The sequence below is a fragment of the Echinicola soli genome (assembly GCF_006575665.1).
GTDB lineage: Bacteria > Bacteroidota > Bacteroidia > Cytophagales > Cyclobacteriaceae > Echinicola > Echinicola soli.
Map to the genome: position 1 here is coordinate 3,211,793 of NZ_CP041253.1, position 15,170 is coordinate 3,226,962.

Sequence of the window (15,170 nt, forward strand, 5' to 3'; positions counted from 1 at the left end):
GATATGCATAAACTGGTCCAAGAAATAGTAGCCTTTTCCTTGAGAAATACCGTGTTGGTTTTCTTTGCCATCCTCCTATTGGTGGTTGGAGGGATTGTGGCCTACACCAAAACGCCCATTGAGGCATTTCCTGACGTTACCAATACACGTGCACGCATCATTACCCAATGGCCAGGAAGAAGTGCAGAAGAAGTGGAGAAGTTCATTACCCTTCCTATATCCAAGGTGATGAATACGGTGCCTAAAAAGACTTCGGTCAGGTCCATTTCCTTGTTTGGACTTTCTGTGGTCACCATAGGGTTTGATGATGCCGATGACTTTTATGCCCAGCAATATGTTGCCAATAAACTACAAGGAGTGGATCTTCCTGACGGGGCGGACGCTGAAATAGAGCCTCCATCCGGGGCAACAGGTGAAATCTACCGTTATGTATTGCGAAGCAATCGGCCCATTAAGGATATAACGGCCATCCATGACTGGGTGGTAGAAAGAGAACTACTTGCCGTGCCGGGAATCGCTGATATTGTAAGTTTCGGTGGGGAAGAAAAAATCTATGAAATCAAGATCAATCCTACCGAACTGGCCAATTACGACCTTTCTCCTTTGGATGTCTTTGAGGCAGTAGGCAATAGTAATGTCAACGTGGGAGGTGACGTGGTGGAACGCGGTGACCAAGCCTATGTGGTAAGAGGAATCGGCCTTTTGGATCATATTGAGGATATCGGCAATATCATCATTGAGGAAAATGAGGGTACACCGGTACTGGTCAAACATGTCGCCACAGTAGAAATATCGGCAAAACCCCGACTTGGCCAGGTAGGCCTGCAGGATGAGGATGATTTGGTACAGGGGATTGTGATCATGCTCAGAGGAGAAAACCCCAATGAGGTGATCGGAAGGTTAAAGGAAAGAATCACGGAATTAAATTCCAGGATCCTTCCCAAGGATGTAAAAATAGAGCCCTTTGTGGACCGTACCGAACTAGTGGATGTCACGGTAAACACCGTAACCAAAAACCTAGTGGAGGGAATTGTTCTGGTGTCCTTGGTGGTATTCATTTTCCTAAACAATTGGCGGATGACGGTCATTGTAGCAAGTGTCATTCCTTTGGCTTTTCTATTTGCGATTATCATGCTAAGGATCCTTGGAATGCCTGCCAATTTGATATCCATGGGATCCCTTGATTTTGGATTGTTGTTGGAGGGGACTTTGGTGATTTCCGAAACCGTGTTTGTCAGTTTGGAGCGGAAAGCCCATCAACTTGGTATGGACAGGTTCAATAAAATCTCCAAATCAGGGATCATCAAAAGGAGTGCGGGCAGTGTGGCATCGTATATCTTCTTTGCCCTGATCATTTTGATCGTGGCATTGATGCCTATTTTCTCCTTTCAAAAGGTAGAAGGAAAAATGTTTACTCCACTTGCCTATACGTTGGGGTTTGCATTATTGGGATCATTGATCCTGAGCCTTACCTACGTACCTGCCATGTGTAAGGTGATGCTGACCAAGGATATTGTGGAGAAAGATAACAAGATAACCAGGGCTTGCCGAGACGGGCTATACCGGTTATATGAATGGAGTTCGAAAAACAAATGGGCAACCGTTACGGCTTTTATAGGCTTACTGGTGGCGAGTGCTATCGGATTTTCCATGCATGGATCGGAATTCCTCCCAAAATTAAACGAAGGGGCCATATATGCCAGGGCTACGCTGCCCAATAGTGTGAGCCTCACCGAATCGGTACGGCTTACCAAAGAAATGAAGGAAAAGGTCAGGGAGTTTGATGAGGTGAAGTTTGTGCTTACCCAGACGGGCAGACCTAACGATGGTACCGATCCCACGGGATTTTTCAATATAGAATTCCATATCCAGTTATATCCAGAAGATGATTGGGAAAGGAAAGTTTCCAAGGAACAGCTGATCAGTGAAATTCGTGGTAAGCTTACTGAATATCCAGGAGTGGTATTGGGCTTTAGCCAGCCGATTCAGGACAATGTCGAGGAATATGTAGCTGGGGTGAAAAGCTCATTGGTCGTCAAGATCTTTGGTCATGACCTGTTTGAGCTGGAAGATTATGCCCATCAAGTGGCCAAATCCCTGGAGAATGTAGAGGGGATTGAGGACCTGAATGTCTATAAGAATATCGGGCTGCCCGAATTGAGGATCCAACTCCATGACCATAAAATGGCCAGGTATGGGGTCAATGTGGCAGATGCCCAGGCGGTGGTGGCCATGGCAATCGGAGGACAGGCTGCTACCAATTTTTATGAAGGGGAGCGGATCTTTGATGTTCGGCTGCGATATGAGGAGAATTACCGGGACAATGAGGAAAAGATAAAGGAAATCCTGATCCCAGCAATGGATGGGGGCAAGGTTCCGCTCAAGGAAATTGCCACCGTGGACTTTCATACCGGACCGGCATTTATCTATCGTGAGGACAATAGCAGGTACATTGGCATAGGATTCAGTATAGAGGGCAGGGATCTAGGCAGTACCATTGATGAAGCCAAGCAAAAGGTAGCCGACTCCGTGGATTTTCCGGATCATCTTACTACGGTATGGGCGGGGGAATTTGAAAGCAAGGAACGCGCGACCAAGCAGTTGGCCATGATTGTCCCTGTATCCATCCTTTTGATCATGTTCTTACTGTACATGAATTTTCAAGGAAATATCAAGGATACACTGATTTCCTTCTTGACCATCCCATTTGCCTTTATTGGAGGATACCTGTCACTTTGGTTGACCGGGACTACTTTTGGGATTTCGGCTGGTATTGGTTTTATCATTTTGTTTGGAGTGGCGACTATTGATGGGATCGTCCTCATTGGGAATATCAAACAACAACTCATGGAACGTGTTTCTTTGAAAAAGGCCATATCAAATGGAGTCTATTCCAGGATCAGGCCTATTTTGATGATTGCTTTGATGGGAGCCATGGGACTGTTGCCTGCAGCACTTTCTACCGGAATGGGATCGGAAGTACAAAAACCCCTGGCCATCATGATTGTGGGAGGACTGATTGTATGCATGCTGCTTTCCCTGACCGTTCTTCCGCAAGTATATTACTTGGCCTACAGGAAAGACGCCCAATTTAATCGCCAAAATAGACGTAATTGATAAAATCATGAACAGTGTGCTTGGACGATTGAGAAAAGTAGGGTTAAACGGTTTTTTTATGACCCTGATTTTGGTAATTCTGTTGGCCTATTTAAGTCCGGCAATTGGCGCCGATCACAGTGGCATGCCCTGGAACGAACTGATCATCATTGGAAATGCCCTGATCTTTTTCTTCTATGGTATAAAGCTTGATCCGCACCAATTAAAGGTGGCGGTAGGCAACTGGAGATTGCATACTGTTGTACAATTGACCACTTTTCTGGTCTTCCCCATACTCGTTTGGTTGTTGTTTGTTTTCGCAGGGAAGCCAGGAGGAGAGATAGGGTTGGGGGTGATGTTCCTTGCAGCATTGCCTTCCACCGTGTCCTCCTCGGTGGTCATGGTAAATATAGCAAGGGGAAATGTGCCGGCAGCCATATTCAATGCCAGCTTTTCGAGTTTATTGGGGATATTTATCACTCCATTATGGATGAATTTATTTATGGACAATGGAGGAAGTGGAGTCCTTTTTGACTTTATGCCCACCATTACCAAATTGTCCATACAGATATTATTACCTTTTATATTGGGACTTTTGTTACATGCCAAATTAAAGAAATGGGCTGGGAAATTTGCAGAACCGCTAAAGCGATTTGATCAGGGAGTGATTTTGATGATTGTGTTCACTTCTTTTGCCAATGCTTTTTTTGACCATATGTTTGAAGGAATGTCCAATAGTTACCTGGGGATGTTGGGAGTGAGTATGGCTACATTGTTTGTATTGGTGGTCTTGGTCATGAACCTGTTGGCGAGTAAGTGGGACATGCCCATGCAGGATAGGATCACACTAATCTTCTGTGGATCAAAAAAGTCATTGGTACATGGTGCTATCATTGGTAGTGTACTCTTCCCAGATCCAGCCGTTCTGGGAGCCGTATTGCTGCCTGTGATGGTTTACCATGCTCTTCAGTTGCTAATGGGGAGTGCACTGGCAGGGTACTTCCAAGAGCGCGGGGGATATACCCAAAAGGGGATAAATTAGGGGCTGCTGAAAAACTCAGTTGATTACGTTATGTAAAACCAGTACGGAACACAACCCTTACTGGTTTTTTAATGGTTCAGGATAATATCCAGCCATTGGAACAGGTTATATTTGTTCATATTTTTTACTGGGGTCTGAGAAAACAATCGTCAAATTGAAAAACTCAACTGTTTTCACTCCTAAACCCCCTAAAGCTCCCCTTTAGGGGATGGGGGGTATTTTAGGGATTGGAATAAAAACCCTCCAATTTCTATTTAAAGACAGTTTTTGATCATATTTGAAATTTTGTTGGACGCCAGTAATTTTTTTACTGAAAAATACCTGCACAGGATTAGTTTACATCATAATAAGAAGAAAAATACAGCACTCCGAGATAAAAAAATCAATTATATCGATGGAATCTTCCAATCTCAAGTCTCTATAATATAAAGAGAGCATTTCACATCCCTGAAAAATATTACCGTACAAAAGATGGATTGGTCAAGAATACTCATCGCTGCATTGTTAATTTGGAAAGAGTAAAGTGCTGGTCACATAGAGAATAAATCTCTTTTGGGTCTTTAAGCCTTGGTGGCAGTAATACGAAACTGCTAAATCTACCCAATCAGCATCACCAGGGCACCCCTAAAATGACTGCACTTGGCCCCACTTTTTACCTTTACCTGATAAATGTGAAAAACACACTTTTTTATGTAAATTGTATCGTTTCCATTACCTAAAACCACTAATTATGGTCGAAAATACTTGTATGCCAACTAAGTCAAGATCAATTAACCATATTTTATTTTACTCAGTTAACAACCCAAACCACCATGAAACATACTTGTAAAATTTTAATGTTATGTATGTTGGCCATATCCAATAGTATTTGGTCGAGTGCACAACAAACAGTCTTTCCCGAGCATTTTAACCAAACTCCTGATTTGTCTACAATGGGGGTAGATCCAGCGCAGGTTGAGCGGGTTGACAGCTTGTTAATGGCCTTTGTAGCACAAAAAAACCTGAACTGTGTGGCTGCATATGTAGCAAAGGGTGGGGATGTGGTTTATAGAAGGGCTTTTGGAATGAAGGATATCGAACATCAAGTCCCCGCCACCATCGATGATTACTATGTGCTGTTTTCACAAACCAAAGCTATCACCACGGTAGCTTTTATGACCTTGGTAGAAAAAGGCTTGGTCCACGTAGATGATCCTGTATCCAAGTATTTTCCGGAAATCCCCAACGAAGTGGTCACCAAAGTGCATGAAGACGGAACCTATGAAACCAGACCAGTAAAAAGCCCTATGACATTTGCCCACCTGATGTCCCATTCATCAGGTTTAAACGCCGGACTGGTGAGGGAAATCCGCCGAAGTGAAGGCCAGAAAGGAGGAACCCCTCCCGGTTTTGGAGGAAGGAGTATCGATCATGTGCCAAATGGACAGCACAGTTTTGGAGGAGACTATCAGTCTAAATTCCTAGAGGATGAGATGCTTGCATTGGCAAAGTATCCGTTGGGCTTTGATCCGGGGTCGGAATGGAGCTATCATATCAGTACCAATATGTTAGGATATATGGTAGAGCGGATTGCTGGAAAACCATTACGGGAGTATGTGAAAGAGACCATATTGGATCCTTTGGGAATGGATCAGACAGACTGGTATTACCCCAAGGATAGGCTGGCCCGCTTTGTCAAACCCTATAGCGACGTGGACGGGAAGCTAGAGTCCGGATCCACGATATATGCGGAAGGGGCGGTGAGCAGTGAACAGACCTATTGTGAAGGAGCCATTGGCCTGAACGGGCCTATTGAGGATTATGCTAAATTTTGTCAGATGCTGTTGAACAAAGGGGAACTCAATGGCCACCGGATTCTAGCGCCCGAAACGATCGAGCTGATGACTACCAAAAACCAGCTTCCAACCGAAAATGCAGGAGGTGAGGGATTTCAGTTTGGCCTTGGTTTCGAACTCCATAATGATAAGAAAAAACCTGTTCCAGCAGTTTCCAACTCAGCATTTGCTTGGGGAGGAATGCTTGGGACTGCCTATATTATAGATCCGGAAAATGACCTAATAGCCTTGTTTTATATGAACATGTACAAAGCAGATCCCTTGTACCCATTGTTTTTGGAAAAGGCCTACGAGCTGTTCGACTAAATAAATTTTGGAACGGCATAAAGAAGCAACATTGATATAGCCCTATTGAAGGTGAACAAATTATAGAAAGCAAAATCATGATGAGAATTTTTAAAAATACCCAACCAAATTCCGACAACAGGAGACGTATCACCTATTGGCTGTTAGCTGTCGTTTTGTGTCATTTACTGCTTTTCAATCCGGTAATGGCACAGCAAAAATCCAGGATCATCGAGGATGGTGGGACCGGCCAATATCCTGCCATCATGGAAGCGGATCCATCTTTGCCTACCCACACGGTGTTTAGGCCAGAGGATTTAAGTGCTTTTGGTGAAGGGAATAAATTACCCATCATCGCTTGGGGCAATGGTGCCTGTGCCAACTCACCTTGGGAGCACGTGAATTTTCTGAGTGAAGTGGCTTCTCATGGCTTTTTGGTCGTCGCCATTGGGCCAATGCCTGCAGAAGGAGAAAAAAAGAAAGGTAAATCGTATTCTTCCCAGTTGATTGATGCCATTGATTGGGCCATCGGACAAAATGGTGATGGGGGCAGTAGATTTTTTGCCAAAGTAGATACCGCCAATATTGCGGTAAGCGGGATGTCCTGCGGTGGTTTACAGACCTTGGAAGCTGCTCCTGATCCAAGAGTGACTAGCGTTGTGGTCTGCAACAGTGGTATATTGCCCAATCCCGGTGACGGAATGCCTGGCATGCCACAGATTAGAAAAGATCAATTGAGCAAGCTTCATACACCAACCTTGTATTTGCTGGGTGGCGAAAGTGATATCGCCTATAATAATGGTATGGACGATTTCAAGCGTATTGGCCATGTACCGGTGTTCGTAGGAAATATGGATGTGGGACATGCAGGAACCTATGCTCAGCCCCACGGAGGGGAATTTGCCAGGGTAGCCACTGCTTGGTACCAATGGCAGTTGAAAGGAGATCAGGAGGCCGGAAAGCTTTTCAAGGGCAATCCAAGCGTTCTTTCCCGATCCATGAAATGGAAAGTGCAAAAAAAGAACATGCCATGAAGTAGGAAAACCGAAGGGTGAAGTAAGAAGTACTGGATACGAGGTACGAAGTAGGGAGTAAATAACTTAAGCAATAACGCCGACAGTGGACTATCGAAGGCGAGAAAAATTACTCAATAACCAATAACCAATCCAATATGAACCAAAATAACTTAACACTGCTCAATTTATTCGCGGTGATAGTTTTGGCAGTCTCCTGTTTTAGCTGTCAAAAGGAAATTGATTACCGCATCGGGGCGGACATTTCATTTTTGCCCCAAATGGAAGCAAAGGGAACGACCTACTTGAATGAAGATGGAGAAAAAGAGGATGCCATTGCGCTATTGGCGAAGCACCATTTCAATACTGTTCGTTTGCGCTTATTCGTAGATCCGACAGCTGAAAACGGGTATTCTAAAGAAGGGTTTTGTGGCCTTGAGCAAACACTTAAAATGGCCAAACGCATAAAAAAGGCAGGAATGGAATTCGTCTTGGATTTTCACTACAGTGACTATTGGGCAGATCCTGACAAACAATTTAAACCCTCCGCGTGGAATGGAGCTTCAGGAGATGTCCTGCAAGACAGTTTATACCGCTACACCCTAAAGGTGCTGAATACCTTTAAAGAGGAAGGAGTAGCCCCTGATGTCATCCAGATAGGAAATGAGATCAACCATGGTATGGTGTGGCCGGAAGGGAAGGTAATGGATGATGCTACCGATCAAGACTGGGAATCGCTGATGGAGCTCTACAAGTCCGGTCAAACAGCTGTACGGGAAGTTCTTCCCAATTCCAAGATCATGGTCCATCTGGCACTAGGTGGCCAGAACAAATTGTGCCATGAATTTCTGGATAAAATGAAGGAATATGGTGCCGTTTATGATATCATTGGGCTTTCCTATTATGAACAGTGGCATGGAACCTACAATGACCTCAAGGCCAATCTGTATGATCTGGCAAATGCCTATAAAAAGCCCATCGCTGTCTGTGAATATGGTGCCAGCTTGGACAATGTGAAGCGCATCAATGACATCGTTCGCTCCGTTCCTAATGGTTTGGGATATGGTACCATGGCTTGGGAACCTCTTCGTGCTCTTTTTGATAAAGAAGGCAAACCTGCCAATGACCTATTTGCAGTATATGACAATATGTACGAGCAATATGCTGATCCAGAGCGCCAGCCTGTGGTAGACCAGCCTCATATAAGAACTGTTAAGGCAGCAAGGCCAATTATCGGTGCTGATATTTCCTTTGTCCCTCAAATGGAATCACGCGGGGTAAGTTATTCGGATCAGGGTGAGGAAAAGGAAGTAGTGGAGATATTGAAAGACCATCGGTTCAATTGGATCAGGCTACGTCTTTTTGTAGACCCAACTTCAGAAAATGGTTATTCAAAGGAAGGGTATTGTGGGCTGGAAAAGACCTTGGAAATGGCCAAAAGAGTCAAAGCATCAGGGATGAAGTTCCTGCTTGATTTTCACTATAGCGACACGTGGGCAGATCCAGGAAAACAGTTCATGCCAGCATCGTGGGCGGAGTTGGAAGGTGCTGCATTGGAAAGAAGAATTTACAACTATACCCAAGAGGTCGTAAAGCGATTTATTGACGAAGATGTGGCACCAGAAATGGTACAAATCGGAAATGAAATCCACAATGGAATGCTATGGCCAGTAGGGAAAATAGAAGGTGATCAAGCCGAATCTTTTTGTGTATTGCTAAGGTGCGCCAGTGCAGCGGTACGTTCTGTGGATCCTGATATCGACGTCATGGTGCATATTGCCAAGGCCCATGATTTGAAGAATTCCATTAAGTTTTTTGATAAGATCATCAACAGGGACGTTGTTTTTGATATCATCGGCCAGTCGTATTATCCAGAATGGCATGGTGAGCTCGATAATATGGAAGCAAACCTGACCGAATTGGCCAACCGGTACGAAAAGCCGATCGTTGTTGTCGAGTACAAAGAATACAAAAAGGAAGTCAATGAGATCGTGAAAAACCTTCCCAATGGCCTGGGACTCGGCACCTTTATTTGGGAAGCCACTTCACCAGGTTGGGGAGACCTCTTTGACAGAAGCGGTGCAGCCAATGAAAATATTGAGATTTATCCAGCGTTTTATGAGGATTACCACTGATAGAATTATGATAGAACCAAAAAAACGGCTTTAACAGAGCCGTTTTTTTTGGTTTTAGAATTGGCCGTTACTGCGATGATGGATAAGAGGAGATTCAGTTAGTGTGTGATGTACTGTTGTTGGATGGTTTATGTGGTGATTATAAGGTATATAAGGGTAGAGGTTTGAATGAAATAATTGCAATAAAAATTGATCGAAGTTTTTAATTGTTATTTAAACACTTTAAATTGGGAGTTACCCAACCCTAGATTTATAACCCTAAGCAGAAGTTTTCTTTCATAGACATGGCAATCACCTTAAACCAAAACAATATCCCAAATGACCAAATTGAATCCAGTAGAATCAAACTACTCTCGGAGGGAGACGTCACTGCCTAAGTGGAAATTGAAGGATGCTACCACCGACGATGAAGCAAAAATATGGGCTGATTTTGTTGATGGGAGCGATCACGCATTAAAACAATTGTACAATAATTATGTGGACAAATTGTACAATTATGGAACTCAGCTGACCCATGATAGGGAAATGGTAAAAGATGTCGTCCACGACCTATTTATTTATCTTGTACAGAAACGTGACAAGATAAAGTCACCTCAATCCATCAAATTTTATTTGTTTTCCAGTTTCAGAAGAAGGCTATACAAGACTTTGGAGAGAAACAATAAGATTGCTTACCAAGAAAGTTATGATCGGCAGGATGGTTTCAAGTTGAAGGTGGACCCTGAAATGAAATCCATCCGTACCAATTTTACGATGGACACGAAAATCATGTTGGAAAATGCTTCCAAGAAACTACCTGTAAAACAGCGCGAAGTCATTATGCTTCATTTTTTTGAGGGGATGTCCATTAAGGAAATTGCGGAAATATTGGGGTATTCCAACCCAGAATCTGCCAGGAATTTGTTGTACAGGTCATTGAAGGGATTATCGGCTATGTTAAACAAACACCATGAGGACCTATTGATCAGTTCAATGCTATTATCAGGTGAATTTTTTATCAGTTGAAATATTCTATAAGGTGGAATTTATTTTTGAGTGATATTGCTGACATTTAGTGGTTTAGTAGGTTTTTAGAGGTGAATTTGGTAAGGGTAAATGTGAATTTTTGAAATTTTTTTAAGCTTTTCGATGGAACCTTGGCTTTTCAAGTCTCTATATATGTAAAAGGGACACGTAATAGAATTACAAGGTTAATGAAAGGGTTTTATCCAAATACCATTGAAGATTTTCTAAAATTTCCAGCATTTATTGAGTGGGTCAATGATCCCACGATGGAATCCAATGAACAATGGGAAAAATGGTGCCAAAAATACCCGGATAAAGTTCATCTTCTCCAACATGCCAAAGACCTTTTGCACAGTATGCAGCTCGAAGAGACCAATTCCATGGAGCTCAGGGAACGAGATAAATTGCTTGATACCCTTTTGGTGGAGAATAGTGCTTATAAGAAAAAGAGGATCCGTGACCACAGAGACAGGCTTAGAAAGAATACTACTTACTGGATCCGAGGTGTCGCTGCTTCCCTACTGTTGATAGGGGTGTTGGTACTGGGCAAGGTACTGGTGTTGGATGAAAAGGGAATAGATCAGCAAAAGATCACCTGGACGGAAAAAGCAGTACCTCGGGGAATGAAGAAAATGATCTATCTGCCTGATGGTACCAAGGTTACGTTAAACTCCGGTTCTGTCCTGTCCTATGCATCCAATTTTGAAAATAACAGGTCTGTGAAGCTTAAAGGTCAGGCATTTTTTGAAGTACAGCGTGACAAAGACCACCCTTTTCGGATCAAGAGCGGGGAGATTACCACCACCGTATTGGGCACCTCATTCGATGTAAAAGCTTATGACGACGAACAGGAATTACATGTAGCGGTAATGTCCGGAAAAGTGGAAGTGGAAAGTGAAAGAGGCCTTGTCAGTTATTTGGAAAAAGGAGAAGTGTCCTATTACCGGCCTGATTTACCTGCAATGAGGAAGTCAGGGTTCGATTATGAGGAGTTGATCGGCTGGAAACATAAGATTATCAAATTTAACCAAGCATCCTATCAGCAGGTGTTCAGCACATTGTCCAAATGGTATGATGTTGATTTTAAGGTGGACCCAGCCTTAAAAATACATGGGAAATATACTGCCAAATTTCAAAACCAAAGTCTCCCTAATGTATTGATCGGTTTGGAGCATTCGTCCAATCTGGATTTTAGGATAAAGGGAAAGACGGTTTTGGTCAGTTCCAAATAGGATAACGATGTAAGAGCTACCATCAAATATTAGTTTAACAAATAACCCAAAATAAATATGACAACAAGAATACCTTATTATCATGGATTGCTTGTTTGGAAAATGGGTTTGGCCATTGTAATGGCCTTACTCATGATCCAGACTGGATTAGCTGGAGAAATATACTCCCAGCAAAAAGACCTCAGTAAGATCTATTTGTCCGTAAATGTGGACAAGGTTCCCATTACCACAGTATTTAAGATCATCGAGGGCAAGACCCAGTTTAATTTTGCCTATGACGAGGAAAACCTATCAGACATTCCTAGTCAAAGTTTGGAAATGGAAAATGTTTCGCTGTTGAATATCCTAGAAAAGGTGTCCATAAAAACAGGACTTGAATTCAAAAGTGTCAATGATGTAATCCATGTCCATAAGGGAAGGACAGTGGCCCAATCAGTCCATAAAGATGAAAGGACCATTACCGGAACGGTGCTTTCCGCTGAGGATGGTACCAGTATTCCTGGTGCTACTATTAAAGTAAAAAATGCTTCTATCGGTACGGTTACGGACATTGATGGGAAATTCACGCTCAATGTACCGGAAGGGACAGAGGTGATACTGGTGGTTTCCTTTGTAGGGTATAAGACCGAGGAGGTCAGTATGGGCAATAAGACCCAGGTGGAAGTGCGGCTGGTAGAGGATCTTCAGCAATTGGAGGAGGCCGTCGTGGTAGGTTACGGAATGCAAAAAAAGGCGAGTTTGGTGAGTTCCATCACCTCTGTAAATCCCACAGAACTCAAGGGGCCTACCAGCAACCTGACCAATATGTTGGCAGGGCGTGTATCAGGGATGATCGCCTTCCAAAGATCCGGAGAGCCCGGGCTGGACAATTCCCAGTTTTTTATCCGCGGTTTGGGGTCTTTTGGGGCAGGAAAGGTAAATCCTCTTATTTTGATCGATGGAGTGGAGTCCACCAGCAGAGACATGGCCCGTCTCCAACCCGATGATATCGAATCGTTTTCTGTGCTGAAAGACGCTACAGCAGCAGCGGTATATGGAGCCAGGGGCGCAAATGGGGTGGTTTTGATCAACACGAAAACAGGTGTTAGAGGAGAAACTAAATTTCATTTTAGAGCAGAAACCAGGGTTTCTTCCAATACCGATAATTTCCAGTTTGCCGATAATATTACCTATATGAATTTGGCCAATGAGGCTGCACTCACCCGTGACCCTAATGCAGTATTGCCGTATTCACAGACCAAGATCGTCAATACCCAAGCAGGAGTAGATCCCTTGCTTTATCCCAATAATAATTGGATCGACCAGTTGATCAAGGATTATACCGTCAACCAAAGCTATAACATGAGTGCAAGTGGTGGGGGTGAAAAGGCCCGGTTTTATATTGCCGGTACCTATAACGTGGACAATGGCGTCCTGAAGGTGGACCCTATCAATAACTTCAACAGTAATATCCGACTGAACAACTATTCCCTAAGGACCAATGTGGACGTAACCCTTACACCGACCACAGAGCTTAATGTGAAAATGTACGGCCAGTTTGATGATTATAATGGGCCTATCGGGGGAGGATCAGGCACTTTTGAAAGAGCAATTTGGTCCAATCCAGTGATGTTTCCAGCGGTTTACCCCCAAGAAGTGATGCCCTATATCGAGCATCCCCTATTTGGTGGTGCCATTACCGGAAGGGGAAGCACGACGCTGCTGACTAATCCTTATGCAGAAATGGTGCGTGGCTACCAAATCTATAAGACTTCCATGATCCAGCCCCAGATGCAGATCAAGCAGGACCTTGATTTTCTAACGGAGGGGCTCAAGTTCAGGGCCATGGGCTATTTGAAGCGCTTCGCCCGGTATGATGTTTCGCGGTCTTATAGTCCGTTTTATTATAGCTCCAGGCTGGATATGATCAGTGGGGATATTTTATTGACAGCGCTCAATGACGGTGGCCCCAGCTCAGTAGGTGCTCCTGGTTCTGAATACCTTAGCTTTGATCCCGGAGACCGACAAGTAAACTTGCGGACGTATTTTGAAGGGGCGGTGGACTATGCCAGGACCTTCAATGAAAAACATTCGGTGTCAGGAATGTTGATCACTATTTTTAACAGTTATGAAGATGGGAGTAAATCTACCCTCCAGGAATCCCTTCCTTTTAGAAATACAGGGATCTCAGGTAGGTTTACCTACGGCTATGATGACCGTTATCTTGCCGAATTCAATTTTGGATATAATGGCTCAGAACGGTTTGCCGAAAACTATCGTTTTGGTTTTTTTCCATCTATCGGACTGGCCTACAGAATATCCAATGAGCAATTCTTTGAACCTGTGAAGTCGGTCATCGATCATTTAAAGCTTCGCGCTACAGTGGGATGGATCGGGAATGATGCCATCGGCCGTGATGAAGATCGGTTCTTTTATCTTTCTGAGGTAAACATGAACGATGATAATTATAGTTCTAATTTTGGTGAAGAGTTTGGATATTACCGCCCTGGTGTTTCGATTTCCAGGTATCCCAATACCAACGTAACCTGGGAAAGGTCCCGACAGGTGAATCTAGGCTTTGATATGACCTTGTTCAATGCCCTGGACATTACAGTGGATGTATTCGAACAAAAAAGGTACAATATCCTCCAACCCAGGGCCTATCTGGGCGCAACGATGGGACTGATGGCCGATGTGAGTGCCAATACCGGAGAGGCCATGAGCAAAGGTATCGACGCTACCTTGGTCTATAACAAATCCCTGGGCAGGGACATATGGGTGAATTTACGAGGTAATTTCACTTATGCCACCAGTGAAATCCTCAAAATCGATGAGAACACTTATCCAGATGATCTACAGTATCTTTCGCAAGTGGGGCAGCGGATCGGTCAACCCTATGGTTATATCGCAGAAAGGCTATTCGTAGATGATGCCGAAGTGGCCAATTCACCTGCCCAGTTTGGGACGTATATGGGAGGGGATATCAAATACCATGACATGAATGATGATGGGGTGATATCTACCTTGGACCGGGCACCTATCGGGCATCCCGAAACTCCTGAGATCATTTATGGTTTGGGAGGTACTCTGGGATACAAGAACTGGGACTTTAGTGCCTTTTTCCAAGGGGCGGCCCGGACATCCCTATTGATAAATTCCCAAAATATTTCTCCATTTGTACTGAACGGAGGAGCCCAGAACGGTTTATTGGATGTGGTGGCAAACAGTCATTGGTCTGAGGAAAACCGGGACCTGTTTGCTTTTTGGCCACGACTAAGTGATTTTTTTGTGGAAAATAACAACCAATCTTCTACTTGGTGGATGAGAAATGGGGCTTTTTTAAGGCTGAAAAATGTAGAGGTAGGTTATACTGTCCCCGCCCGTATCTCTGAGAAGTTCGATCTTGAATTTGTGCGGTTTTACGGCAGCGGATCCAACCTGGGCGTTTGGAGCAAATTTGATCTATGGGATCCCGAGATGGGAGGAGAAGGACTGGGGTATCCCGTACAGTCTGTATATAGCTTAGGAGTGGTCGTGGATTTTTAAAT

Annotated in this window: 8 protein-coding genes; all 8 read left to right on the forward strand. The window is 43.8% G+C overall.

All coding sequences use genetic code 11. The features are described from left to right. Positions 1-3: 3 nt before the first annotated feature. The 8 genes from FKX85_RS12815 to FKX85_RS12850 all read left to right on the forward strand — a co-directional run bounded on the left by FKX85_RS12815 (position 4) and on the right by FKX85_RS12850 (position 15,168). Entirely contained in the window at positions 4-3,117 is a 3,114-nt protein-coding gene (locus tag FKX85_RS12815) for an efflux RND transporter permease subunit (RefSeq protein WP_141615102.1), read from the forward strand. Between the two features lie 7 nt (positions 3,118-3,124). Continuing rightward, positions 3,125-4,138 carry a bile acid:sodium symporter family protein gene (locus tag FKX85_RS12820; protein ID WP_141615103.1) on the forward strand — a complete coding sequence of 338 codons (1,014 nt, stop codon included), beginning with the start codon at positions 3,125-3,127 and terminating at the stop codon, positions 4,136-4,138. Between the two features lie 812 nt (positions 4,139-4,950). Next, positions 4,951-6,279 (forward strand): serine hydrolase domain-containing protein, encoded by a 1,329-nt coding sequence (locus FKX85_RS12825; protein WP_141615104.1) that lies wholly within the window; start codon positions 4,951-4,953, stop codon positions 6,277-6,279. 77 nt (positions 6,280-6,356) lie between these two features. Continuing rightward, complete coding sequence (locus FKX85_RS12830; protein WP_229239617.1) at positions 6,357-7,292, forward strand: poly(ethylene terephthalate) hydrolase family protein; 936 nt, start codon at positions 6,357-6,359, stop codon at positions 7,290-7,292. A gap of 137 nt (positions 7,293-7,429) precedes the next feature. Continuing rightward, positions 7,430-9,406, forward strand: coding sequence for a glycoside hydrolase family 53 protein (locus FKX85_RS12835; RefSeq protein ID WP_141615105.1), 1,977 nt, complete (start codon positions 7,430-7,432; stop codon positions 9,404-9,406). A 318-nt stretch (positions 9,407-9,724) separates the two neighbouring features. After that, complete coding sequence (locus FKX85_RS12840; RefSeq protein ID WP_141615106.1) at positions 9,725-10,411, forward strand: RNA polymerase sigma factor; 687 nt, start codon at positions 9,725-9,727, stop codon at positions 10,409-10,411. Between the two features lie 188 nt (positions 10,412-10,599). Then, positions 10,600-11,643, forward strand: a complete 1,044-nt coding sequence (locus tag FKX85_RS12845; RefSeq protein ID WP_141615107.1) for a FecR family protein — start codon at positions 10,600-10,602, stop codon at positions 11,641-11,643. A gap of 57 nt (positions 11,644-11,700) precedes the next feature. Further along, positions 11,701-15,168: a SusC/RagA family TonB-linked outer membrane protein gene (locus FKX85_RS12850; RefSeq protein WP_210416855.1), complete on the forward strand. Its 3,468-nt coding sequence runs from the start codon at positions 11,701-11,703 to the stop codon at positions 15,166-15,168. Positions 15,169-15,170: the final 2 nt, after the last annotated feature.

Coding starts and splice junctions, on each gene's coding strand:
- FKX85_RS12825 (WP_141615104.1), top strand. CDS start 4,951: ATGAAACATACTTGTAAAATTTTAATGTTATGTATGTTGGCCATATCC.
- FKX85_RS12815 (WP_141615102.1), top strand. CDS start 4: ATGCATAAACTGGTCCAAGAAATAGTAGCCTTTTCCTTGAGAAATACC.
- FKX85_RS12835 (WP_141615105.1), top strand. CDS start 7,430: ATGAACCAAAATAACTTAACACTGCTCAATTTATTCGCGGTGATAGTT.
- FKX85_RS12845 (WP_141615107.1), top strand. CDS start 10,600: ATGAAAGGGTTTTATCCAAATACCATTGAAGATTTTCTAAAATTTCCA.
- FKX85_RS12830 (WP_229239617.1), top strand. CDS start 6,357: ATGATGAGAATTTTTAAAAATACCCAACCAAATTCCGACAACAGGAGA.
- FKX85_RS12820 (WP_141615103.1), top strand. CDS start 3,125: ATGAACAGTGTGCTTGGACGATTGAGAAAAGTAGGGTTAAACGGTTTT.
- FKX85_RS12840 (WP_141615106.1), top strand. CDS start 9,725: ATGACCAAATTGAATCCAGTAGAATCAAACTACTCTCGGAGGGAGACG.
- FKX85_RS12850 (WP_210416855.1), top strand. CDS start 11,701: ATGACAACAAGAATACCTTATTATCATGGATTGCTTGTTTGGAAAATG.